The organism is Acetobacter oeni, from assembly GCF_011516825.1.
GTDB classification, from domain to species: domain Bacteria; phylum Pseudomonadota; class Alphaproteobacteria; order Acetobacterales; family Acetobacteraceae; genus Acetobacter; species Acetobacter oeni.
The window spans coordinates 43,264-65,822 of the sequence record NZ_WOTA01000001.1 but is presented as its reverse complement, the minus strand read 5'-3'; the positions used below and the strand labels follow the sequence as shown (position 1 = coordinate 65,822).

21 protein-coding genes are annotated in these 22,559 nt (G+C 55.3%); 4 read left to right on the top strand and 17 right to left on the bottom strand.

The genetic code is table 11. From position 1 onward, the window contains the following. Nucleotides 1-198 precede the first annotated feature (198 nt). The 4 genes from GOB90_RS00280 to GOB90_RS00265 all read right to left on the bottom strand — a co-directional run bounded on the left by GOB90_RS00280 (nucleotide 199) and on the right by GOB90_RS00265 (nucleotide 4,431). Nucleotides 199-2,010 (bottom strand): glycoside hydrolase family 15 protein, encoded by a 1,812-nt coding sequence (locus GOB90_RS00280; protein WP_146885226.1) that lies wholly within the window; start codon nucleotides 2,008-2,010, stop codon nucleotides 199-201. A 183-nt stretch (nucleotides 2,011-2,193) separates the two neighbouring features. Next, entirely contained in the window at nucleotides 2,194-2,796 is a 603-nt protein-coding gene (locus tag GOB90_RS00275; protein ID WP_146885224.1) for a YdcF family protein, read from the bottom strand. Next, the gene (locus GOB90_RS00270) at nucleotides 2,793-3,752 is read right to left on the bottom strand and encodes a cell division protein FtsX (protein WP_146885221.1); all 960 of its coding nucleotides are present in this window, start codon (nucleotides 3,750-3,752) and stop codon (nucleotides 2,793-2,795) included. The genes GOB90_RS00275 and GOB90_RS00270 overlap by 4 nt, the downstream gene beginning before the upstream one ends. Further along, nucleotides 3,745-4,431, bottom strand: coding sequence for a cell division ATP-binding protein FtsE (locus GOB90_RS00265; protein ID WP_146885219.1), 687 nt, complete (start codon nucleotides 4,429-4,431; stop codon nucleotides 3,745-3,747). The genes GOB90_RS00270 and GOB90_RS00265 overlap by 8 nt, the downstream gene beginning before the upstream one ends. Nucleotides 4,432-4,649: 218 nt before the next feature. Here GOB90_RS00265 and GOB90_RS00260 point away from each other — a divergent pair, with 218 nt between their 5' ends. Further along, nucleotides 4,650-6,179 (top strand): zinc-ribbon domain-containing protein, encoded by a 1,530-nt coding sequence (locus tag GOB90_RS00260; protein WP_146885216.1) that lies wholly within the window; start codon nucleotides 4,650-4,652, stop codon nucleotides 6,177-6,179. 47 nt (nucleotides 6,180-6,226) lie between these two features. Here the strand turns inward: GOB90_RS00260 and GOB90_RS00255 are convergent, their stop codons facing one another. The 5 genes from GOB90_RS00255 to GOB90_RS00235 all read right to left on the bottom strand — a co-directional run bounded on the left by GOB90_RS00255 (nucleotide 6,227) and on the right by GOB90_RS00235 (nucleotide 10,776). After that, nucleotides 6,227-6,637 (bottom strand): hypothetical protein, encoded by a 411-nt coding sequence (locus GOB90_RS00255; RefSeq protein ID WP_146885213.1) that lies wholly within the window; start codon nucleotides 6,635-6,637, stop codon nucleotides 6,227-6,229. 511 nt (nucleotides 6,638-7,148) lie between these two features. After that, nucleotides 7,149-8,345, bottom strand: coding sequence for a BaiN/RdsA family NAD(P)/FAD-dependent oxidoreductase (locus GOB90_RS00250; RefSeq protein ID WP_146885211.1), 1,197 nt, complete (start codon nucleotides 8,343-8,345; stop codon nucleotides 7,149-7,151). 93 nt (nucleotides 8,346-8,438) lie between these two features. Then, entirely contained in the window at nucleotides 8,439-9,383 is a 945-nt protein-coding gene (locus GOB90_RS00245) for a DMT family transporter (protein WP_146885208.1), read from the bottom strand. A gap of 114 nt (nucleotides 9,384-9,497) precedes the next feature. Then, nucleotides 9,498-10,016, bottom strand: a complete 519-nt coding sequence (locus GOB90_RS00240) for a hypothetical protein (protein WP_146885205.1) — start codon at nucleotides 10,014-10,016, stop codon at nucleotides 9,498-9,500. Nucleotides 10,017-10,023: 7 nt separating this feature from the next. Next, nucleotides 10,024-10,776, bottom strand: a complete 753-nt coding sequence (locus tag GOB90_RS00235; protein WP_261765901.1) for a class I SAM-dependent methyltransferase — start codon at nucleotides 10,774-10,776, stop codon at nucleotides 10,024-10,026. Nucleotides 10,777-10,808: 32 nt separating this feature from the next. On the opposite strand from GOB90_RS00235, the gene gloB reads away from it, so the two are divergent. Further along, on the top strand, nucleotides 10,809-11,537 hold the full coding sequence (gene gloB, locus GOB90_RS00230; protein ID WP_146885201.1) for a hydroxyacylglutathione hydrolase: 729 nt from the start codon (nucleotides 10,809-10,811) through the stop codon (nucleotides 11,535-11,537). 20 nt (nucleotides 11,538-11,557) lie between these two features. Here gloB and GOB90_RS00225 read toward each other — a convergent pair whose 3' ends face one another. Further along, the gene (locus tag GOB90_RS00225; RefSeq protein WP_146885199.1) at nucleotides 11,558-12,724 is read right to left on the bottom strand and encodes a DUF2125 domain-containing protein; all 1,167 of its coding nucleotides are present in this window, start codon (nucleotides 12,722-12,724) and stop codon (nucleotides 11,558-11,560) included. Nucleotides 12,725-13,010: 286 nt separating this feature from the next. Further along, entirely contained in the window at nucleotides 13,011-13,757 is a 747-nt protein-coding gene (locus GOB90_RS00220; protein ID WP_146885197.1) for a lysophospholipid acyltransferase family protein, read from the bottom strand. Between the two features lie 168 nt (nucleotides 13,758-13,925). Between GOB90_RS00220 and GOB90_RS00215 the strand changes: the two genes are divergently transcribed. Further along, complete coding sequence (locus GOB90_RS00215; RefSeq protein WP_146885194.1) at nucleotides 13,926-14,621, top strand: phosphatidylserine decarboxylase; 696 nt, start codon at nucleotides 13,926-13,928, stop codon at nucleotides 14,619-14,621. A 116-nt stretch (nucleotides 14,622-14,737) separates the two neighbouring features. Continuing rightward, nucleotides 14,738-15,595, top strand: coding sequence for a CDP-alcohol phosphatidyltransferase family protein (locus tag GOB90_RS00210; protein WP_146885192.1), 858 nt, complete (start codon nucleotides 14,738-14,740; stop codon nucleotides 15,593-15,595). Between the two features lie 36 nt (nucleotides 15,596-15,631). Here GOB90_RS00210 and GOB90_RS00205 read toward each other — a convergent pair whose 3' ends face one another. The 6 genes from GOB90_RS00205 to GOB90_RS00180 all read right to left on the bottom strand — a co-directional run bounded on the left by GOB90_RS00205 (nucleotide 15,632) and on the right by GOB90_RS00180 (nucleotide 22,438). Beyond that, nucleotides 15,632-16,147 (bottom strand): NADH-quinone oxidoreductase subunit B family protein, encoded by a 516-nt coding sequence (locus GOB90_RS00205; protein WP_146885190.1) that lies wholly within the window; start codon nucleotides 16,145-16,147, stop codon nucleotides 15,632-15,634. Between the two features lie 59 nt (nucleotides 16,148-16,206). Next, entirely contained in the window at nucleotides 16,207-17,820 is a 1,614-nt protein-coding gene (locus GOB90_RS19615) for an NADH-quinone oxidoreductase subunit D-related protein (RefSeq protein ID WP_146885188.1), read from the bottom strand. A 67-nt stretch (nucleotides 17,821-17,887) separates the two neighbouring features. Next, the gene (locus tag GOB90_RS00195) at nucleotides 17,888-18,895 is read right to left on the bottom strand and encodes a hypothetical protein (RefSeq protein WP_146885186.1); all 1,008 of its coding nucleotides are present in this window, start codon (nucleotides 18,893-18,895) and stop codon (nucleotides 17,888-17,890) included. Nucleotides 18,896-19,053: 158 nt separating this feature from the next. Beyond that, on the bottom strand, nucleotides 19,054-19,653 hold the full coding sequence (locus GOB90_RS00190; protein ID WP_146885184.1) for a hypothetical protein: 600 nt from the start codon (nucleotides 19,651-19,653) through the stop codon (nucleotides 19,054-19,056). After that, complete coding sequence (locus GOB90_RS00185; RefSeq protein WP_146885181.1) at nucleotides 19,650-20,690, bottom strand: hypothetical protein; 1,041 nt, start codon at nucleotides 20,688-20,690, stop codon at nucleotides 19,650-19,652. The genes GOB90_RS00190 and GOB90_RS00185 overlap by 4 nt, the downstream gene beginning before the upstream one ends. Beyond that, nucleotides 20,666-22,438 (bottom strand): hypothetical protein, encoded by a 1,773-nt coding sequence (locus GOB90_RS00180; protein WP_146885179.1) that lies wholly within the window; start codon nucleotides 22,436-22,438, stop codon nucleotides 20,666-20,668. Before GOB90_RS00180 ends, GOB90_RS00185 begins: the two co-directional genes overlap by 25 nt. Between the last annotated feature and the right edge of the window lie 121 nt (nucleotides 22,439-22,559).

Sequence of the window (22,559 nt, the reverse complement as noted above, 5' to 3'; positions counted from 1 at the left end):
CTTGACTGAACGACTCAGCATAACAGGACAGACATAGCTCACGATTAAGTGATGTCTGTCCTGTCGGGTTTTGGTCAGCAATTTCAATTTTACAGAGCAGCCTCTGTCATTTTTTGTTTGTTCCTGATTTATAATTTCGCAGTCCTGATATGCCAATATAAAAAATTTCTATGCTACGCTCTTCCGACAGTCTGAAAATCAGGCTCTTTTACGTCCGTTCCTCTTCCCGCCTTCGTAGACAAGGCTCCCCGCCAGCATATGAGCGGTATGAACAAGAGCAAAATGGCTGAAAGCCTGTGGGAAATTTCCAAGCTGCCGGTGCATGATCGGGTCGTACTCTTCGGCCAGAAGACCGAGATCGTTGGCGCATGCCACCAGTCGCCCAAACATTTGCTGCGCTTCCTCCCGGCGACCGTCCATCACCCATGCATCACAAAGCCAGAAGCTGCACGCAAGAAAGGATGCTTCCTCACCTGCCAGCCCGTCGGCACTCTCACCATCGGGTGGATAGCGATACACGAAACCATTTCGCAACAGGTCGCGCTCTACTCTGGCAACGGTTCCCCGGACACGCGGATCATTTGCCGGCAGAAAACCTAATTGCGCGATGTGGAGTAATGACGCATCGACCTTATCCGCACCGTAATACTGTACAAAGCTGTTACTGTTCTGGTCAAAGCCTCTTTCGCAGACTTCCGCATGAATTTCGTCGCGCGTTGTTTTCCATAGATCGACTTCGCCGGCGAGATTGAAGTCGGCAGCGCTTGCAATCATACGATCGAACGCGAACCAACACATCATTTTTGAATAGACAAAATGACGTGTTCCGCCACGTACTTCCCATAATCCGGAATCAGGCTCGCGCCATAAACCAAGCAGTCTCTGAGCAATTGAACGCTGTAGCGGCCAGACAGTGTCGAGACCAAGAAGACCATCCCGTCGAGCAGCATCAAAACCACCGATGACAGAACCATAGACATCAAGCTGGATCTGGTCGTGGGCACCATTCCCGATCCGGACCGGCAGGCTGTTTTCGTAACCGCAGAGATGAGGCAGTTCGATCTCTGTCAGACGACGTTCCCCATGCAACCCGTACATGATCTGAAGACCGTCGACCGCTCCGGCTGTCGCGCGCATTAGCCACTGATGCCAGGCGCTGGCCTCTTCTTCATACCCTGATATCGCAAGTGCATGAATCGTCCATGCGGCATCACGTAGCCAGCAATAACGATAGTCCCAGTTTCTTGTTCCGCCGGGCATTTCGGGAAGAGATGTCGTCGGTGCGGCAACGATACCTCCGGTCGGCTGATAGGTCAGGGATTTTAAGATCAGCAGGGAGCGGCGAACGATGCCGTCCCACGGTCCTTCATAAAGACAATGAGAACTCCACTCCCGGCCTTTTGCGATTGTGTGACGCAACAGCGCATAGGGATCACGCGGCAAAGGGGGAGACAGGTGAGAAGGAAACCATTCGAGCGTTGCGAACCCGCTTTGCCCGGCCGAAACTTCAAATTCACCTTCGGTGGAGAAATCCACATTTGTAAGATCGGCACTACTGCTTAATCTTACAGCATCAGGTCCGGCAAAGGCGTAAAGCGCGCCTTCGTGGCGCTGCATCCATGGGATACGCTCCCCGTAGCCGAACCGAAGTCTGAGATTTGACCTGAATTCAACTGATCCACGTTCACCGCGAACAATACGAACCAGCTCGTGGAGATCACTGCTTCCCGGAGGCGGCATGAAATCGAGAACGATCGCCCGTCCCGATCCTGTTTCCCAGGCTGTTTCCAGGACCATCGTATCCGGCAGGTAGCGACGCGATACTTTTGCATCGGGATCGACAGGACGAAGGGACCATTCTCCGTTTTCGGGCGTCCCAAGCAGAGACGCGAAAATCGCCTCTGCATCAAAACGCGGCATACAAAGCCATTCGATGGTTCCGCCGCGATGGATAAGACCCGCGCAGCGAGCCGAACTGACAAGAGCGTAGTCTTCGATCAGACGATCCATTCGCCATTCCGTTTCTACGAGGTTATTGCGATGAACGCGCTTAAAATAAGGCTGCTCTGATCTCCATTATTCCCGCGATGCTAATGCGTGCTGAGGCTGTAAGTTGCCTACAGGTGCTTCAGACTATGTATCGGATCATTTCACTTCGATGATTGCTTTTTACTTATAAAATCTGGATGCTGGTCAGAATGCGTCACTACTGTGGCGAAAAAAACTGACCGGACCGATAAAGGCCAGAAGAAGCTTATCGTATTCCATGGCCAGAAGGCGGAATGTTTTACGACCAAACGGTCGCCTCAGAGCAGGAGACTGCACCGCATAAGGATGGAGCGCGATATCCGGGAGAGACCGGGACATTTCCAGCATTGCGCGCCGGATATGATATCCGGCTGTCACCACAATCAGACTGTGGATGCCATTATGGCGGACCCAGGAGGTTGTCTCGATCGCATTTCCGGCCGTCGATGTTGCGCGATATCCAAGTGTGACACGATTTGCGAGGTCCGGTTGCAATGCAGGCATCAAACCCGCCAGTGTAACGTGCGGATCCACGCCGGAAATGAGCAAAAGATGACCGGAACCATGGCTTAGCAGCCAGAGTGACGCTTCAACCCGTCCGTTGCCACCAGTAAGTGCTACAATTCCATCTGATGGCGGAGGCAGCGGTGGTGATCGCATGGCATCGAAGACGAACCACACAAATCCTGCAAGCCACAGGCCTGCCAGACAACCGGTTGCGAGGATAAAAACAAGCAGTCGTCCGGCACCATGGCGATGCTCTGTCATGGCAGGCGACGCAACCAGACCCGAACGATAACCTGGGCCGTCAGCCAGCCGGTCATCATCGCAATCAGCGGGATACACGCGAGGCCGGTCATGAGACCGGCAGGAACGTCTCCGTTCCCAAAAGAAGTAAAAATTTGCGAAACTGTGGCTATGCCGCCCGCTTCAGGCGTCATCACGGTTTGCGGGCCGGAAAGAGGCGCCATGAATCGTGCGATAATCACAATCGGAGGCAATGCCAGCGTGGTCCCGGCCATTCCTCCCACCAGAGAAAGCCAGGCGACGCGTCTGCCAAACCGACTTGCCACATAGCCATCTGCCGCGCCCAGGCCATGCAAAATCATAATACTTTCACGGCGTGCACCCAGACCCATGCGGGTTGCCATCCCGATCACCGCCGCACTGATTCCGCCGACGAGTGCGATAGCCAGAGCCGCGCAGCCAAGAAGACTTCTCGCAACGACAAGCAGCCTTTTCCGCCAGTCATCGTTCTGTTCGATCAGCGTTCCCGGGGCAAGGGAAGTCAGGCGGGAGGAAAATGTTTTGGGAAGGCTTGTATCGGGCGCAAGATGAATTTCGATAACACCCGGAAGCGCAAGGGCAGCCGCACCTTCTGTCCCGAGCCACGGCTTCAGAAGCCGGTCCAGTTCCTGCGCGTCCAGCCGATGGATCGCCGAACATTCCGGCTCCGTCCGAAGGGCGTCTATCACAGCATCAATCCGCGACAGCTGATTATTCGACAGAGATGAAGCCGGTTTCTCCGGGTCCGGTACCTGCACTGTAACGAGATTCTCGGCGCCGCCGGCCCATCGGGCGGACAGAGACTGCGCTCCGAACGCGCCGGCCCAGGTAAGAGCAGCCAGAAGACTCATTGCAGTGACCATGGCCACAATGCTGCGGTCCGGAAGTGCACGGGCAAGGGCGAGGCCGTCACGTACCCGCCATCGGGGTTTACTCATCGCTCTTCAGCCGACCATGTTCAAGGCGCAGAGCCGGCGCCGGAAACCGGTGGACCAGCGCATCATTATGCGTAGCAACGATAACTGTCGCGCCCATAGCCGAAATTTCACGAAGCATGCTGATGACCCGGATAGCCTGGCTGTCTTCGAGAGCGTTGGTCGGCTCATCGGCAAGTATCAGTGCAGGTCGAGTAATCACCGCGCGGGCAACGGCAGTGCGCTGCTGTTCTCCCCCTGACAGTTCCGCCGGGCGTGCATCCCGACGTGCCGTCAGACCGACCCAGTTCAGAATCGCATCCACCTCTGACGCCACGGCATCTTCAGGCTGTTTCTGCAGCCTTAACGGCAAGGCAACATTATCAGCAACAGACAGTGTTGGCATAAGGCGAAAATCCTGATGCACCATGCCGATTCGCTGCCGGAGACGTGCAAGAACCGAGCGTTTCGTCCCTGAGACGACATCGGTACCGAGCAATTCGAACTGACCTGATGCAGGCAGGGATTCAAGATGAAGCAACCGGAGAAGCGACGATTTCCCGGCACCTGATGGCCCCAGAAGCCAGCGGAATTCACCCTGCGCGACTGAAAAGCTGACCGCTGCCAGCGGCGGAAGGTCTTCACTCTGCCTGCCGCGCATCTGCCGGCCATGACGCCATGTGACGTTGCGAAGTCGAATCATAACGACGCACGCTGAACCAGTCGGGTTAAAACAGGGTCACGAATGAACACTATCCAGCATACCGCACTGGCAATGATGGTGTCGACGCTCTTTTGCTGCAGTCTTTCCCGATTGCTCTATCGCGTTTAGAAATCAGGAACCAATCAGAGACATACTGTTAACAAAGATTGCGTAAGTCATGGGGGACTGGCCCCCTGTGGCCCAGATGAGGAAGCCGGATGCTAATCGTTTGTCCGTCCTGTGGCATTAAATACAATGTGCCCGCGTCGTACCTGAAAAAGGATCGCGTGCTCAAATGCGCGAACTGCGGCACCAACTGGGTTGTTCCGGCCATCAGCGCCACGACTGAGCAGGCTCCGTCTGCGAAAGAGGCTGCCACTTCGCCGGCCCTGGAGGCAACAAAGGCGACGACATCGAATATCGAAACCGACGGATCCGGTGAACTGGGAAAGGCCTCCCCCGAAGAAAAATCTAACGCTGCTGCCGGTGGTAATGCCGCCAATCCGAATGACGGCTGCGAGAGCATATCTGAGGCAGGCCCCGTTCCCGGTGTCACTGACGCCGCCGAAAGCACGCCGTCTCACGTCCTGAACGCAAACATTACAGGGAAAGCTTTCTCCGGCTCAGAAAGCATCGGAACAGGGCAGAAACCGAAAAGTCAGGAAAAATCCCGGCCTGTCCCTGCCGAGGTAACGCATGTCGAACCGTTCCCCGAAAAATCTTCGGAAGATTCAGCCCGGGACGTATCAGGCGCCCCGGAAACTGCGAATGAGCGTGCAAAGCATGCGGTTCCGGGAATATCAGCGCTGCCGGCCGTCGGGATAGAGAATAATGTCGACGCACCGGAAAATCCCCCTTCCTCCTCGCCGGCTCTTCAGCCGGATTCTGAAGGGGAGTCTGAACACTCACATTTCAGTTTTCTGGATGAAGCGCTTGCCAGGGACGCGAGCGAAAACAGAACACCTCAGTCGCCTCAGATGTCCGTCTGGGACGAAGCTGAACTTGAGGATCAGATTGCTCATTCATCCTGGGAGCAGCAGCATCCCGGACAGCACGCAAGTCTTGCGGATGAGCCCCGGAATCTGGATGAAATGGAGCCGGAGGATCTCCATGCCCTTATGCAACGCGGCGCCAGCCAGTCCGAGCAGATACAGCACGATTACTCGGGCCCCGGACATGACGAAACCGATGCGGGACAAGGGCAGGCTTCGCAGGGAAATCCGAATCAGGAGTCTTTCGATGACGTCGTAACCCGGCTCCGGGCAGCGCGAACAGGTGTAGCAGACGGCAGCAGCGCGCCGGAGACGGAAACTCCGGCACCTGCACGCGCGCATCATGAACCGTCTGCCCCCTGGGTTCCGGCATGGGAACGCGAGCAGCCCGCTGAAACGGCCGAGGCTGAGCATAATGAAGATGAAGAACTGCCCGTCTGGGCAAGAACAGCGCCTGAAAGCGAATTAGCAACCGCGCAGACTGATCAGTCCGAAAGCGCACCCGTTGAAACACATGAGGCTGAGACCCGCCATGTAGCCCCGACCGTGGATATAGCGGCACGGCTGCGCAATGACATTCTGCAAAGAGACTCACCTGCTCCACAAAGCAGGAAGCCAGCCTCCTTACTGGAACAGCCTGAGTTCTGGAAAAAAGCCTGGATTGCCAGTGGTGTATGCGCGGTCGTCGGTGTGGCCGTCTGCTGGCACTGGTTTGGTGCTCTGCGAACAGTCTGGCCTGTTCTCAATCTGCTCTGATAAAGTAATCCGGGGCGCCGGATAAACCCGGCACCCTGAAAGATCCATCACATGGAGCGCGCAGCAATCGCTGAAAGCGTTGCACCCAGTGCAGCAACTGCCATCAGTAAAATTCCATCGAAAATCAGTCCTGAGGGCGTAAGCAAGTGCGACCCCACGACGACCTGATGGGGAATTGCATCCGCCATATGCGACATAACGTCACGCGCCTGAGCATCAACGCTGCTGGCACCTGATGACACAGCACCTACAATATAGGGCAACGCAGCCCATCCGATTCCCAGGATAAGTAGCAGAGGAGCCAGCAGTTCAGCGATCTGCTGGGCCAGATAAAAAAGGAAATACAGCGTCGACCAGATCCCCAGCCGGATCACCGATGTCAGACGTGACCCCGCAGATCGTTCTCCGCCAAATTCGGCAGGATAACGTGACCGAAAACTATCGTCGTTCGGGTTCATGCGGTGTCGTCTCTCTCTGCTGCCCGGTGGATTAATGTCTTTGATCCTCACTGGCACGGCATACAGGTCGCCGCGCCATTGTTAGCCGACGTAACGCCGGCAAGGTGGAAAGGCAAATCCGGCGTTTATCAACAGCCGACGGGGCGTCTTATTTTTGATAAACCTTCCCGTAAGAGGCCGCGCCAAGACCGGGGCAACTGCATGGTGCTCCGACGGGCGACGCCAGTGGCAACTGGCAGGTGTAAATACCGGCCTTACAGGTACCACCGAGAGGTGTATTCGGCGGGTAAGAACCCGGGGCCACAGGGGTTCCGGCCTGGCCGGTGCATGCTGACAATCCGAGGGCGATAAGGGCCGCCAGAACTTTTCCGGGAGAACGGGTTAATGGCAAATGCGATATTTTCACAGTGACAATTTCCTGCGTTAATTGAGACGATCAGATGACTCAGCCACGAGCCATCACGCGACCATGACGATTATTATACGTCAGAAGAATGTCGAAGATGCAGCCTTATCCGGCAATCGCATTGCCGGCAGCCCGCCCGCTGGCCCACGCCCAGTGAAAATTATAACCACCCAGCCAGCCGGTAACATCAACCGCTTCGCCGACGGCATAAAGCCCGGGCACTTCTGTTATCTCCATTGACCGGGACGACAACGCACGGGTGTCGATCCCTCCGGTCGTGACTTCAGCTTTGGCATATCCCTCACTGCGATCAGGCGTGACACTCCATGCTTTCAGCGCGGCACTGGCGCTTCGCAGGAGTTTATCCGACCATTCTCCCGCCGCCTTCTCGCCAAGCAATCCCGGACCCAGCGCTTCCGCCAGACGTCGGGGCAACCATTCCGAAAGAATAGCGACGGCATGTGCCCGCGATCGGGTTGTCCGCGCCGTTTTCAGAAGCGTGAAGGCATCTTTTCCTGGTAACAGATCTGTCGAAAGTGACTGTCCATCACGCCAGTAAGATGAAATTTGCAGGATCGCCGGACCTGATAATCCACGATGGGTGAACAACATGGACTCATCAAAAGTAGCTTTGCCGCAGGTGACCCGCACAGGTAGCGAAACACCGGCTAACGCCTTCACCCGATCAGACACGTCGTCAGGCAGTTGTAGTGGTACGAGGCCAGGCGCCGTCGACACGACAGGAACACCAAATTGTCCTGCCAGCCGGTATGCGAGACCGGTTGCCCCCAGTTTCGGAATCGAAAGACCACCGCAGGCCAGCACCATCGCGGGCGCTTCAAAAACGCCACTGTCCGTCTTAACGACGAACTGGCCGTTATGACGGACATCCTGAATGGTTTCACTCAGACGAAGTGAAACATTCCCGGCGGCGCATTCATCCAGCAACATTGCCAGGACAGAGCGAGCCGAGCCATCGCAAAAAAGCTGACCGAGCGTCTTTTCATGCCAGGCAATCCGGTGCTTTGCGATCATGTCGAGAAAATCAACTGGCGTAAATCTGGCCAGCGCCGAGCGAACGAAATGTGGATTAGATGAGATAAATCGTCGCGGCTCGACATGCAGATTGGTGAAATTACATCGTCCGCCCCCGGAAATCAGAATCTTCCGGCCCGGCTCATTATTATGCTCCAGAACAAGAACACGCTTTCCACGCTGCCCGGCTGTCAGGGCAGTCATCAGTCCGGCAGCCCCTGCCCCCAGGACAATTGCGTCAAAGACCTCATGTTGCCTGCCTGCCATAAATGTTTCAGTCCTGTTCGGGTAATCGATCAGCAGGCTTGCTTCACTCCGGCGGAAAAATCCATACCGGAAAAACGATACTTCATAAGACCTTTACGCCGCCGTCGGGTCTTCCCGCCGCCACAGTCTTCGCATCAGACGCCCGTCAATCGCGGCCAGTCCGATGCCGATCAGGGCTACACCCGCGATAGTATTCCAGGCGACTGGCTCACCGAGAAATACAGCGCCCATCATAATGGCGCTCACAGGCACCAGGAACGTCACAAGAGCGGCCCGGGTCGCTCCCTGACGCGCAAGAATGCGAAAGTAAATCAGGTAAGCGAGCGCTGTGCTGAGCAACGCAATCCCCAGAAGAGCCGCCCAGCCGGAAAGTGTAAGTGGGGAAATGACCTGGAGCCGGTCCACGAAGATGGCGAATGGCGCAACAGCTATGGCTGCGCCTGTCAGCTGGCCGGTTGTTAGCTGAAGTGCCGATATCCCCTTCAGCTTCCGTGAAAGAGCGTTGCCAGTCGCATAGGACGTCGTTGCTCCGAGACAGGCCAGTTCACCGGGCAACTCCGTCAGCGATAAACCGCCCACCAGATCACGTCCGATCAAAATGGCCACACCCGCGAACGCACAGCCAATGCCGGTCATGACAGATCGCGTCAGACGCTCGTCTTTCGTCGTCAGATGCATGGCAATTGCCGTAAAAATCGGAGTGGTCGCATTAAGAGTGGCCGCGACACCACTCGGCACGGACCTTTCGCTCCATGCGTAGAGGCAAAACGGGAGAGCACAGTTAAAAATTCCGAGGATCAGAAACCACCGGGCCTTATAAAGTGTCAGTGACAGGCGACCGCCGCTCAGGCGCAGAATCACATGCAAAACCAGGGCAGCCAGTCCCACACGCCCCAGGACAAGCGTCGCAGGCGGAAGCACGGGAGCCAGTATTTTGTAAAAAAAGAACGAGCCGCCCCAAAGCACGGAAAGAAACCCGAGAACGAACCAGTTCTGACCTGTGGAGGAGGAGTCCCGGATGTCGCCTGTGGCTGTCATGCAGATATACTATCTTTTACAATCGGCTGCCTGACAGGCACGACTCTGTGATGAATCCGGTGTCAGGGGGAGCTTCGTGCATATAGCAATATGAGATCCGGCCACCGGCTTTACTCACACATGACGTTGCAAAAGCGTGGTCATATAAATTTCCGTAACAATACTTATCGGAATCCCGTCCTTACGACGCAGCACTGCGACATGCCGAAGGATTTCATCTCCGCCTGTTCGTGGCTGAAGCCTGACGCTTTCCAGTGTTGTCCGTGAAATCGTAAGGGGAGACACAACGCGTCCAAAAGGTTCCGACGTCATTGTGAGGACGTGATTCATGGTATCCGGAAGTCGCGCTGGTACATACCAGTTCTCAGCCCGCGACAGAATATGTCTGTGTACAGAAAGGCTTACGCGGCGATACTGCACGATCTCATCTGGTCTGACGGCGAGAAGTTCTCTGATCTGATCTGGCGGCCTGCCCGGCCCGTTTCGCTCAACAGATGCTGTCATCCTGACAGGCGCAGGAAAAAGCAGAAGGTCTTCACACCACAGTTCCATAGCCCGCGTTGCGCTCGACGCGGCGAGCAGCGTCTCATCAAGTTTCTGAAGAAGACTGGTCTGACCCAGGGACATATGCATGGTCGCCTCAACCAGCTTCGAAAATACGGCGTCTGGCAGGTATCCGTGATTTTGCTGTCAGCAAAGGGAGCCCGCTCCAGATATTTTTAACAGCCTCGACGATCACAACACCCCCAAAAGCGGGAAGAACGGTTCCCCCTGCTTTTTCGATCGTCTGCCCGATTTTTCCGCTGCCAAATTTACGAAAAGGTGGCACGTAAAGACCTGTTTCGCTGTGCTCGACATGGAACATGGCCTGCCCGAGACGAAGCCGTATCTGTCCTTGAGAAAACGGTGTTCCCTGGCCAAAAGGAGTGGTGTCACTAAAGGCCCACAGGCCCCGGCGGTTAGGAATAACCAGCAGGAGTCTGCCATCATCCTTTAATATTTTCCATACTGCGCGTAGCAGGCCAGCCTCGGCATGATCGGTCTCAAGCGCATGGATCATCAGAATGCGATCGAAAGACAGATCGTCGAAAGGGAGACCTTTCCCGCTGACGACGCACTCTCTGGGGTAATGTATTATGCTTGATTCTGATGATGATATTGCAGCTTTGAGCCTGGCAGCCACGGTAAGGGCGCTGCTGTCATCCCAGAGAGGCAGATAAGGAGCGGCAAAACCGAGCCCGAGCAGCCGCTGCCCTGTCAACTCCGGCCAGCGGCGCGTGAGATGAGGACCGAGCAGGCGAACGGTACGTTCTCCCGCGGGGCTCGCGTAAAATGCCGCTGCCGTGCGAACTTCATCATGCATGATGCGTACACTATCAGAAAGCCATGCCACGAGGCGACAGCAGCACAGGCGGAGATCACCGGATGCCAGTCACAGTTTTGCCTATTCCCGCTCTGTCAGACAATTATGTCTGGTTATTGACCGATGAGAAAACCGGTGCTGTTGCCGTGGTTGACCCCGGAGACCCGGCTCCGGTTCGTACTGTGATTGAAGCTCATGGCGGTCGGCTGGACCTTATTCTGCTGACGCACCATCATTCCGATCATACAGGCGGCGCGGAAGTCCTCCGGGAACGTTATGGCGCACGAATGGTCGGCGCTGAGGCAGATGAAGCCCGCCTGCCCCGCCTGGATCAGGCCGTGCGTGCTGGCGATCATGTAACACTCGGCGACAGCCGGGCATCAGTGATTGACACGCCAGGGCATACCCTTGGCCACATTGCCTATTACTTTGCAGATCCGCCTTCCCTGTTTTGTGGAGATACTCTGTTCAGCCTGGGTTGCGGCCGGCTGTTCGAGGGAACGGCAAAAGACCTGTTCGACAGCTTTCGTCGGTTTGACGCTCTCCCGGACCAGACGCGTGTCTATTGCGGACATGAATATACCGAATCGAACGCCAGATTTGATCTTCGCATTGATCCCGATAACGCTGCTTTAGCAAGAAAAGCTGCGGAGGTTTTCGCTTTACGGGCTGAACATAAACCGACCCTGCCTTCCACGCTGGGCAGCGAACGTGCCTGCAATCCGTTTCTGCGGGCGCCGGACATCGAAACACTCGCCAGGCTGAGGCATGAAAAAGATCAGGCCAGATAACAAACCGCTTTTCAGGACCGTTACCGGACCGGACGCATATTACCGGGCAACAGAGAACCGAGAGTTTCCACAGGCAGGTTACCCACCATCCATGATCCGTTTCGAATCCGAACCGGAAGGGTGAGCGAGGTTTTATCGGCGGTCTGGCCCGGATCATTATCGTCTGGCCCGACAGGATTTTCCTTTACAGATAAACCGCGCGACGCTCGGGTCACTGCCAGAGAAAAAAGATGCGCGATCTGTGCGACCGGAGGAGAGATGCTCCCGGCTTCCGACAAATTGTGTGCGGTCTGATCGAGTCCATGAAGGGTGAGATTAAAATCGCCGGTGCTTTGTTTTTCATAAACAAGCCGTCCGGCGAGTGTTGCAGACAGAGGCCCGAGCTTTCCTTCCCCGATATGAAGAGTGAAAGTTGTGTTACTGTGATTTCCGCCACCATTTGCCGCATCACCAGATGATCCGCTGACAGAGGCCGCCGCCCGGAGCGCAGTTATCCGGTTACCCAGGCCCGTCACGGAAAAAGGCAGCCTCACCGAGGCCAGTGAAGTATCGGAGGCCAGTGTGAACTGACTCTTGCTGACAGAGCTCCATGTAATGACCGAGCGCACACCGATTAATTGCAAAATCAACGGCCCTGAAGTTGCACCATAACGAATCGGTGAAACTTCGATATCGGCAGTTTCTTCAGGTAAGATGAATATTGCTTTTCCGCCTGCATCGGAATTTTCAGCAAAATGTACGGATGCAGCGCTCCCGTGTCCGCTCAACCGCATTGCAAATATGACACTTCCGGATTTATCCGTGCCGCTGGCAACAGCAAGAGCCTGCGAACCGCCAAAAGTCAGCCTGATATGTCCTGACTGAAATCGACCTGTTTTAACGGTAACGTGGTCACAGCCATACAACAGGTGTTTATCCCCGACATATCCGGATAATCTGACATCCGTAAGATCGGTTTCTGTCGATAAAATCGCGAAACGTGAAGACATAGTACGCCAGTTCAGTCTCCATCCGGCTTGTGCGAGATCGTCCCGCGCAGTCAGAAGCGCCTTTGTCGCGGCCCGATTTTCAGATGCGTTAACGGCAATCAGAGCGAAACCGGTCAGGCCTGCCAGCGCCAGCCCACACATGCCCCACAGCAGGATTTTCGCCTCGTACATCGCCTCATCTTCCACGCGTAAATCCATGAACTCAATATGGAATTATGCCTCGTCAGTGTGATGTGCCCTGACGGCTCGCGGATTTTATCCACAGGTCAGCGTAGGTTTCATCCACGAAAATCGGGAAAGTTATCCCCTGCAATCTTATCATTTTCTGGCGATGCGACGTTCGATGCGAATCGATAAAAATCGCTGTTTTCTGCGGCTTTCGAATAAAGTGCAGGTCATGCTGAAAATCGATCTTGACTCAGGAAACTGCCATATCCCGTTTGAACTTCCGGCTTTCACAATATAGCCATGAACACGCCGCGTTTTATCCCACAGAGTTATCCACAAGAGGATGCTGAGCTTCGCTCCTGTTCACCAGAAGCGGCTCGGCGTCACGCCATGCCTGCTCGATCGCTCCGAGCATAACGCGGCGATCTGCCCCTTCAACGGGATCACACACAACGATCGAGATCGTTCCGGGTCGCTTAAGAATGCCCTTATTGGGCCAGAAAAGTCCTGAATTGGTGACAACAGGATAAACCGGCAGCCGGGTGTGGCGGGCCATTGCGACAATCCCGGGCCTGAGGGCTGTCTTCTCGCCAGGGGCCAGGCGGCTGCCTTCCGGAAAAATAATCATTTGCCGCCCTTCTTTTGCTGCCCTGTCGGTTTCGCGCAGCAACGCGCGCATGGCCTTGCTGCCGGCTGTCCGTTCGATAGCAATCATTCCGGTGAGTTTGAGCATTGGCCCCATGAAAGGAACACGCAGAAGCTCCTGTTTCATGACATAGGCGGGTCGTGGCACCAGGGTCATCCAGACCAGCGTATCGAAAGCCGACTGATGCTGTGATGCTATGATAAACGGACGATCCAGCGGGAGTTTTTCAAGCCCGATGACACGGGTTTTAATTCGGCAGATCCGCCGCATACCTTCGAGAAGGACGGCACTCCATAATCGCGCATAAGGCAGAGCGAATCCGTGAGCAAACGCCCGCAGAGGCAAGGAAACCAGCCCCAGCAAAATGGTCGCGACAACGAGATACGCCCTGAACGCAGCGGAGCGGAGCATAATCATGGAGCAGCGGCCTCCGTGTTGTGGTGGCTGCAGGCGAGCCTGACCAGTCCCGACCCGAACCGTGAAGCGCCGGATGCAGACCAGAAAACCCCTGCCCGTGCAAGCCTGAGGGCTGCCACTCCGATATGACACTTGATTATCCCGCGCTGACCGGCCAGAAACCGAACCATGTCGCTTCTCAATTCGATCAAACTTGTCATTGCCCGCCCTCATCCTGAAGCCCGCCCGTTCCTGGGTGTTTCAGGCGCGGCGACACTTGTCGCCCGCTATTTGGGGTGGCGCCTCAATTGTCCGGTCTTGCGTCGGGTCGGCATGGCAAGTGGTCTGTTTTTCGGCTTTTGTCTGTATTTTTTTCGGGATCCGAACCGGGTTCCTCCGGCCCGCGAAGGCCTGGTGCTGGCACCTGCGGATGGTCGTATCGTCTCAATCGAGAAAATTGCACCTCCGCCTGAACTTGGAATGGGCGATACGCCTGTCTGGCGTGTTGCCACCTTCCTGTCGGTTCTGGACGTGCATGTGAACCGTATCCCTGTCGCAGGTACAGTTACACGCATAGCCTACCATCCCGGCAAGTTTCTCAACGCCAGCCTCGATAAGGCTTCGACGGAAAATGAGCGAAATGCCCTGAGCGTGACGCTGCCAGACGGACGTATGGTTGCGGTCGTTCAGATTGCCGGTCTGATCGCACGTCGTATTGTCTGCTCGGTCAAACCGGGAGACCGGCTGGAAGCAGGCGAGCGGTTTGGTCTGATTCGATTCGGTTCCCGCACTGATGTCTATCTGCCACCGGGCGTAACACCTCTGACAGAAGTGGGTCAGACGATGATCGGTGGCGAAACCGTCATCGCGCAGCTTGCGTCGTAAATTCGGACTGCGGCCAATTCGCAGTCCTGCGTTCCCATGCCCATGGAAGCGGATTACCTGGTCGATTTCAGGTTATTCAGCGCACCATGTTAGCAGACCCGGGCACGACAGCTGATATGGCAGAGACAGCACCCCAGCGTCGCAAACGGCGACGGCTCAGAGCCACCCGCTTACCGCGCAGGCGTGTAAGAGGGCCGTCCTTCAACCGGCTGATCCCTAACCTTCTTACCATGCTTGGTCTGTGCAGCGGCCTCATGGGAATGCGGTTTGCACTGGATGGACGCTTTCAGAGCGCTGCCATCGCGTTGCTGATTTCGGCGGTTATAGACGGACTCGACGGGCGTATTGCCCGTCTGCTTCGTGGATCGACGCGTTTTGGCGCGGAATTTGACAGCCTCTCTGATTTTCTGTGCTTCGGTGTTGCACCCTCGTTTGTGCTTTATTTGTGGGCATTAAAAGATGCTGGCCGGTACGCCTTTCTTCCCTGCATTCTTTTCACTGTATGCATGGCATTACGGCTGGCACGCTTTAATGCGAGCTTGGACGGAGAAGAAGAGAAGCCCAAATATGCCAGTAATTTTTTTACCGGTGTCCCCGCTCCGGCCGGGGCGGGTCTTGCATTGTTTCCGCTCTTTTTAGGTCTGGAAGCCGACAAACTCGGGTATCGGAATCTTTATGAACTGACACGCCTTCCGTGGTTGCCTGCTCTCACACTTGCCAGCACGGCGTTTCTGCTCGTTTCGACGCTTCCTGTCTGGTCATTCAAAAACTTTAAAGTCCCGGCCAGGTTTGTATTGCCTGTCATGCTCGGTTGCGGCGCCTATGTCGTCGTTCTTGTGGCCGATCCCTGGGGCGTACTGGCCGGAATGGGCATTGCTTACGTTGCCCTTCTGCCTCTGAGCCGGATAAGTTTTCTCCGCCTGAGACGGGCGGCCGAAGCTCTTCAGGAAGAGGAAGACGTTCCGGAGGCCTGAGAAATTTACGGGCCGCAGATTTTTTTCATCATTACCCTAACCGGTTACCGCGGACGCGCTGCCGTCCTGATGATCCGGACTGAACGGAGTCGTTGCAATTAACGCTACGATCCCTTCCAGAATATGATGCGGTGAAGGCGGGCATCCCGGAATGGCACAGTCAACCGAAGAACACCCGCCAAGACCACCAAGCATGGCATAATTTGCTGAGAACGGACCGCCATCAATGGCGCACGATCCGACAGCCAGCAAGCCTTTTGGGCAAGGCATGGCGTCCCACGCCGCTCTGACCACAGGTGCCATCATGCGCGAACAGGCGCCGGTCACGAGCAGCATATCCGCAGTCCGGGGATTACCTGCAAAACCCACCCCGGCTTCGGCCAGACCGAAACCGCCATTAATTAGGGCCTCCACTTCGGAGCCACAGGCTTCACATCCGCCGCTATCAACGTGAAACAGCATCAGAGGCGACCGGGATACCACGGGCGGCAGAGCCGGACCGGACGGTGCCAGCAGAGACGCAAACAATGCACGCATCAGAACAGTCGACACGACATCCTATCTCCCTCTGATGCGGGCCTCCCCGGTGAAGACCTGCCCGTTTACTCTTATTACAGATCAGCGGCTGCAATCGAAATGCCGAAAGAGCATCTTACCAGATCAAAATTGTCGGGAGTGGTTCCCGGAACACTTTGTTCAAGAGCCATCAGCAGCCTGGATGCCGGGTCGGAGATATAACATTGTCTTACCCTCCCATCCTGCAAGCTGACGACATACCACACCGGACCATGAGGCCCTTCGATGGCCGCGTAGCCTTTGCAAGGTTCCGCCAGCATGACAACCGCCGGACCTGATCCTGTTTCTCCATTATCATGACTGTTAAGAAGCTGCTCCGAGATGCTTTCCAGAATTCTGAAACTCTCACTGATTTCTTCAAACATGACGTCACATCGCGTCAACGCATCACCACCGGATGACACCACGGGACGAAACAACGCATCGTCATAAGCTTCCAGATGAGTCCGGAGATCACTGCCATGCCCGCATGCCCGTCCCGCAACACCCTGTAGTTCCAGGGCCCTCGCCTTCGCATCAGAAAGTCGTCCGGCCTGTTGCAATCGTTGTCGGAAACCAGGGATTGTTCGCCATAACAGTTCCAGTTCTTTCATCCCGGAACGGGAAAAAGACATCAGTTCGCCACAGAGCGCCTGCAATTTCTCCCGGACAGTCACATTGTCCTGCCAGCACTCAGGCGCTTCCCTTCCGAAGCATACACAATCCATAAGCAGCCGATGACCAGTCGCCGCTTCGCACAGCTGTAAAATCCGCTCACGTAAACCGTAAAGTCCGGTTGCCGCAATCTGCGCATCTGCCGCTCTGGCTGTTCGGGCAAGAATAAGAAGATGGGTTGCTATACGTTCAGTTTCACAAAAAACGACGCGGCAGCGGTTAGTGCTCCTCTGGGTCTCAATACCAAGAGCGTTTTCAGCGGCAGCACTGAATGCCCACTGATGTGCGACAGCGGAGCCGGCGCCGACACGCCCGGCGAGATGCAGCGCACTGGCAAGCGTTGCCTCACGCATACGGGCGGTGATTCCGCGATGTGCGTATCCGGCGCGTGTCTCAACTGTACGAATTACACCGTCCGCAACACCGAGACGAAAATGAACCGGCCCTTCCGTATTGCCGGTTGCCGGCCCCCGGCCGAAGATCATGCCATGCGCCGCAACCCGCTTATCGGGAGGTTCAAATTCGGCGAGACCCGAGGCTGGAGAGGAAGGAACAGATCTTGTTGCCAGTGGAGCCGCAGACGTCCACGCTCCATGATCGATGAGAGGACGTGTGTCTGAAGCTTCCATTGCTTCCACACCCCACAGATCCCGAATCATACGCTCGAACGGTGCGGCCGCCGCCCGCACGCCGGACAAACCGCGATAACGCGGGCCTTCCAGCGTATAAGAGGCCATCAGTGGTCGAGGCCCGGCTTCTGCCGTACTGCCGTCGTTGAGCAGCGCATAAATTTCATTTCCGTCACACCACAATCCCACAAAAACGACGGGGTCATCGACCAGATACTGGACAAATTCATGCCATGCCGGTTCATCCAGCCGAAAATGCCAGGTACATGCTGTCTGTTGACCCGCCCGAATGATCCGCCGGACTGACATCCGCTGAGGAGCAGAAAGTGCCGGTACACTACTGAAGAGGAACGGGCCGCCGCTCACCCCCCGAACTCCGGAAACCTGTCCGCAGAAATTTGTAATGGCGCAGAGACAGTCTGAGGCAATATCATTACGTAGTCTCTGTCGGCAGAAGATCGCGTCCGACACGACGGATTGCTGGTAGTACAATGATTGTCAGCGCCAGCATCATAGCAACCGATCGTGGTGCCATGACATACAGAATGATCAGGACCGTTACGAAAGGCAGAAGACAGGCCAGCCGCTCAACGGTTCTCATGGTCCGGACAGAGTCTGATTTTGTTTTACCGGACATAAACCATGGCAATGTGAGCGTCGGCGCTGTCAGCGCCAGACAGACTACCTCTGGCAACTCCAGTCCTGCCGCAACAGCAGCAAGCGCAAGACATGCCTGTGTCAGATTATAGCCCTGACGCCACCGGACAGTATATCCAGGGGTCAAAAACTGCATCCGAAGCGTCGTTACAAAAAGCGTCACGAAACCAAAACCAATGAACACCGTGGAAAATATTATGCCTCCATCAACTGATAATGGATGCATTGCCAGAGAACCGGCAACAAGCAAGGCGCCGGCAGCGGTTCGAAACGTCGCGCAGACTGTCCGAACATCCGCGGGCTTCTGATCACAATTTTCCACCGGAAAGGCGGTAACCGGAAAAAGCCCCCCCAGAACCGCATAACCTGCCCCGGCCAAAAGCCCGCTGGCAGGGCCTGGAAAAAGCAGCCCGGCAAGGACAAGCAGTGCTCCAGAAGCCTTTACGCGCAGCGCCATCCAGCCTGTAACAGCACGTCCCTGCCCCCTGTCAGTCATGACAACACTCAGGATTGAGGCCAGAAGCAGCGTTGCTATTTTCAAAAACGGATCAGCAAGAAAAACCGCGACAATAACAAGACCTGTCGTCCAGTACGGCCGCGCATACTGCAGAGGCTGATACTTTTGATATTTCTCGGCACGAAGGCAGGCGCATTCTGTTAGCAAACTGACAGACAGAAGAACACTTCCCACTACAGCCAGGGGCGTCTCAACCAGCCAGAAATGCGTAGTGCTCGCATTTATTATTGTCAGATAAATTGCAAATGGCAAATTAAGGACGCTCATTACCAGTCCAGAAATAGAGAATGGCATCCGAAGAGTATCATTATCACGGAACTCACCGCCGTCATTCGCACCTGGCCCCACTGAGGCAACAAGAGCTCCCCCGGCGAGAAACGGCCAGATGAGAGCGAGGAAAAGTAAAATTTCAGATACTGCTTCCATCAGGGATTATCATGCTCGTATCTGTTGGATGTTATACTTAGCAATGAAAGACGTTGCGCCAGCCACGAACCCGCGCCAGCCAGAAAAAGAATGCCAATGCCTAAGAGCCAGACCACGTGTGTCTGAGCTGTATCAGCTGCTGCGAGAAGAATTCCGTCACATGCTGAGAGAAGGCCCGCAAGCTGGAATTTAATTCCGGGACGAACCGCAAGCGTGGCAAGCCCGGCAAAAACAATCATAAGAGCCGTTGTGATAGCGGACGGATTTACCGGCACGCCGGACAGAAACGGAAAAATTTCGCCCGCGGACAAATTCATACAAACGCCGACACTAAGAGTAAGCGAGAGGGAAAGAGCTGCGGGAATGCGGGCTGGTTCGGACTGCTCCGCATAAGCGCCCAGCCTCCAGACCGGGACTATTGAAATAACAAGTGCTACAAATGCAACAAATAATATCCGGCCCGTATCGAGAGCAGGATTTAAATGATGAAGCGTCACGACTGAAATTGCCGTCAGCAACCCCAGAGCCGGGAGAACCGCCGGCCCGCTAAAAGCTGTCAGCAGTGCCAGGAAAGGCAGGAGCGCCAAAGCGAGTGTCACAACCTTTTTCCCTCCGCATGGTCGCGGGAGATTTCCTGCTGCAACGTCTCCCCAAGGGAATTCACTGAGGCGAGATGTGAACCGAATACAATCTGGATCGCGAACAGCAGTAAAAGTAACGCCGCTGTCGTTCGCATACGAATGACAGCAACGGGTCCCGCAACGATCAGACGACTGACAGAAAGAACAATGCACAGCATAATGCAGCGAACTATCCAGAGCAGAAAGCCGAGACCGAGATTACCGAGGCTGTCCAGAATCCCTGCGGATTCCGAAATGACCACCAGCGAGCCCGGCCAGAGAAGGTCGCCAGCCAGTGTCAGCCAGACAAGAGAAATGCTGTCACAGGCCAGCATCAGCATGGCGCGATCTGTTCCCTGAGCACTGGTTTCAATCTCGTCGGAACCCGAAGATGAGCCAGAAATGAGGAGCGCTAAGGCAGCGAGAACGAACGGAGCTCCATCTCCAAATGGGCTTTCGGATCTGAGACTGCTTAAAACAACATCAAGGTTTGTTGTCGCACTTTTAGTAAAAAAGATTACCGAAACCAGAAATATTACCGGAATGATGGCTGCAACTGAAATTATGCCACGAAAAGTATTCGCTGCCGTTTCTGACAGACCATTCAACAAAACAAGCTGACAGGAAATATAAGAAGCCATTAACAAGAAAGTAATAGTTAAAATATCTGATAAGGGCGCTGTAGCAAGTCCAAGCGCAGATGTCGGCACTAATGCCGATGCGACAAGTGCAGATGTTATTCCACTCGTCGCTGCAACCGCAACAATGACATTTGCCTGAGACGCCATTACATCGACATTCGCGGGCTGAACAGAAAGTTCGCTCCAGTATTTCCTGGTCAGATACAGGCGACGAAGCACAGGAGGCGCGGCAACTCCGGCAAACCGCGCGGACATAAAGCTATGAAAACCCGACATTACGGGTGCAACCAGAATGACTAATCCCGTCTGAATAACTGAAAGTGCTGATGCCGAAAAAAAGGACATTCTGTTCATAATCTTAATGCTGCGAACCACAGACCTGCAGCTATGATCAAAAGTACAACGGCCAGACCATGCGTTTCAATTGTATGAATTCGACAAAGGACAAACCTGAGCAAACGAGGAGTCAGAAACAGAGTCTTCCTGATATAAGAACGTGCATTGCTTATGAATGCTGGCAGAGCCGGGACCGCTTGTTTCAGAATTGCGCTGGCCATATCTGTCCCTGGCCACAACAGGGGCTCTCCGAAAGGGAGACAGGAAGAACGCCATTTCAGGCCACCCGACCATGGCATTTCCCCGGTTGCCGATACGTCCGGAAATATCTTACGAGGCAACGAGGATGGTAGCGGCTGACGTGGAGTGCGCCGTCTCAACAGGACGACTGGCACTGCAATAGCTGCAAGCATGAATGTTACCGCAATCGGTGTCCAGGAAGAGAGACCATCGGGACCGACAAGAGTAACGAAAGATGATGAAGTGACTATTGTGCTATGTTCATCATGAAATGGTGCTCCGATACCGGTTGCCTGAAATGTCACCATTCCGGGAAATACAGACATTATCCCTGAAATGAACAGACAGATGAGAACAGGCTGCATTACCGACATGGATACATCTGTGCTGGCCGCCATTCGAGGAGAACGCGGCACTCCGAACACAACCAGAATCACAAGCCGAAGAATGGCCAGACAGAACAGAGTGACGACCACACCAAAGCCAGCCAGAAATGTAATTGACGGCAGAGCAGGCGCATATCCTTCCGGCAACAGCGCCAGTGCTGTTGTCACCACCAGCCAGAGCACGCTGAACCCGGCTGCAGGGGGTAGCAAAGCCATTACACACATTGCCACAGCGAATGCTCCGGTCAGCCGGGGAGCAAACAGCCCAAGACCACCCAACAGGGACAGACGATCTGAACCACCACTTCTGACAACATGATCACCGAGATACAGAAGTGCGATCGCCACGGGCCAGACGCATATGAGGTCGACGACAAATGCGCTGAGCGCAGCATGGGCGGATAAAGGAGAGTCTGCTGCAATGGCCAGGAGATAAAGGCCGGATGCAATAACAGCCAGCACATGGGTAAGAGCAAAAATTCCACCGAAAGCCGTGCTGGCCCGACGGGTGAAAAGAGCGTCTGTCGCGCGTGTAATGCCCAGTATCACTCCACCAACCAGAAGCAGACCTGCCATTTGCCGGATCGATGTGTTCTGAGTGTGCAGACCGTTTCGGCTGAGAACAAGAAGACTGCAACCCATTTCAAGAGAGGGTGCCAGGGCAAACGCCCCACGTCCCGGGGCGGCTGCACAACCGGAAACAAGTGCCGGAATGCATGCGATCCACCCGGTGCCCGGGGCACATGATGCGACAAACAAAAGTGAACGAAGCCCGCTTCCGAAAAGACTCTGTCGGGACGAAAACAGAAGCATCTGTGCTCCGGCCCCGGTCATGGCCAGAAGCCACGGCTCCACAGAAAGCGCACCCAATGACGCCATCGCACAGGCAAAAGTGACACGGCGCCCGAACCGATCATCGGACACCTCGATAAACAGACCTGTCATCGCAAAAGGAAACAGGAATATCGCTTCCTGAGCACCCGTCCTCAGGCCCAGAACAAAATCGGCGCCGGGTGCCGTTGTCCATGCAAGAGATATAAGGGCGGTCAGCGCGACGAGCCCCCAGCATATGCGGGCAGCAAGACTAAGCTGTTCCGGCGAAAGCCTGACCCATGAGGATGGCGCGACAGCGAGCCCGCATGCCGAGACAATGAGCAACAAGGCAATGATTGTCAGGATTGTCAGATACCCATCATGACAGAAGCCGAATAACTCTGCCGTATTATCCTAATGCATCGTGTCTGAAAGGTGCAATCCGCGACTATGCGGAGGCTGACGCGCT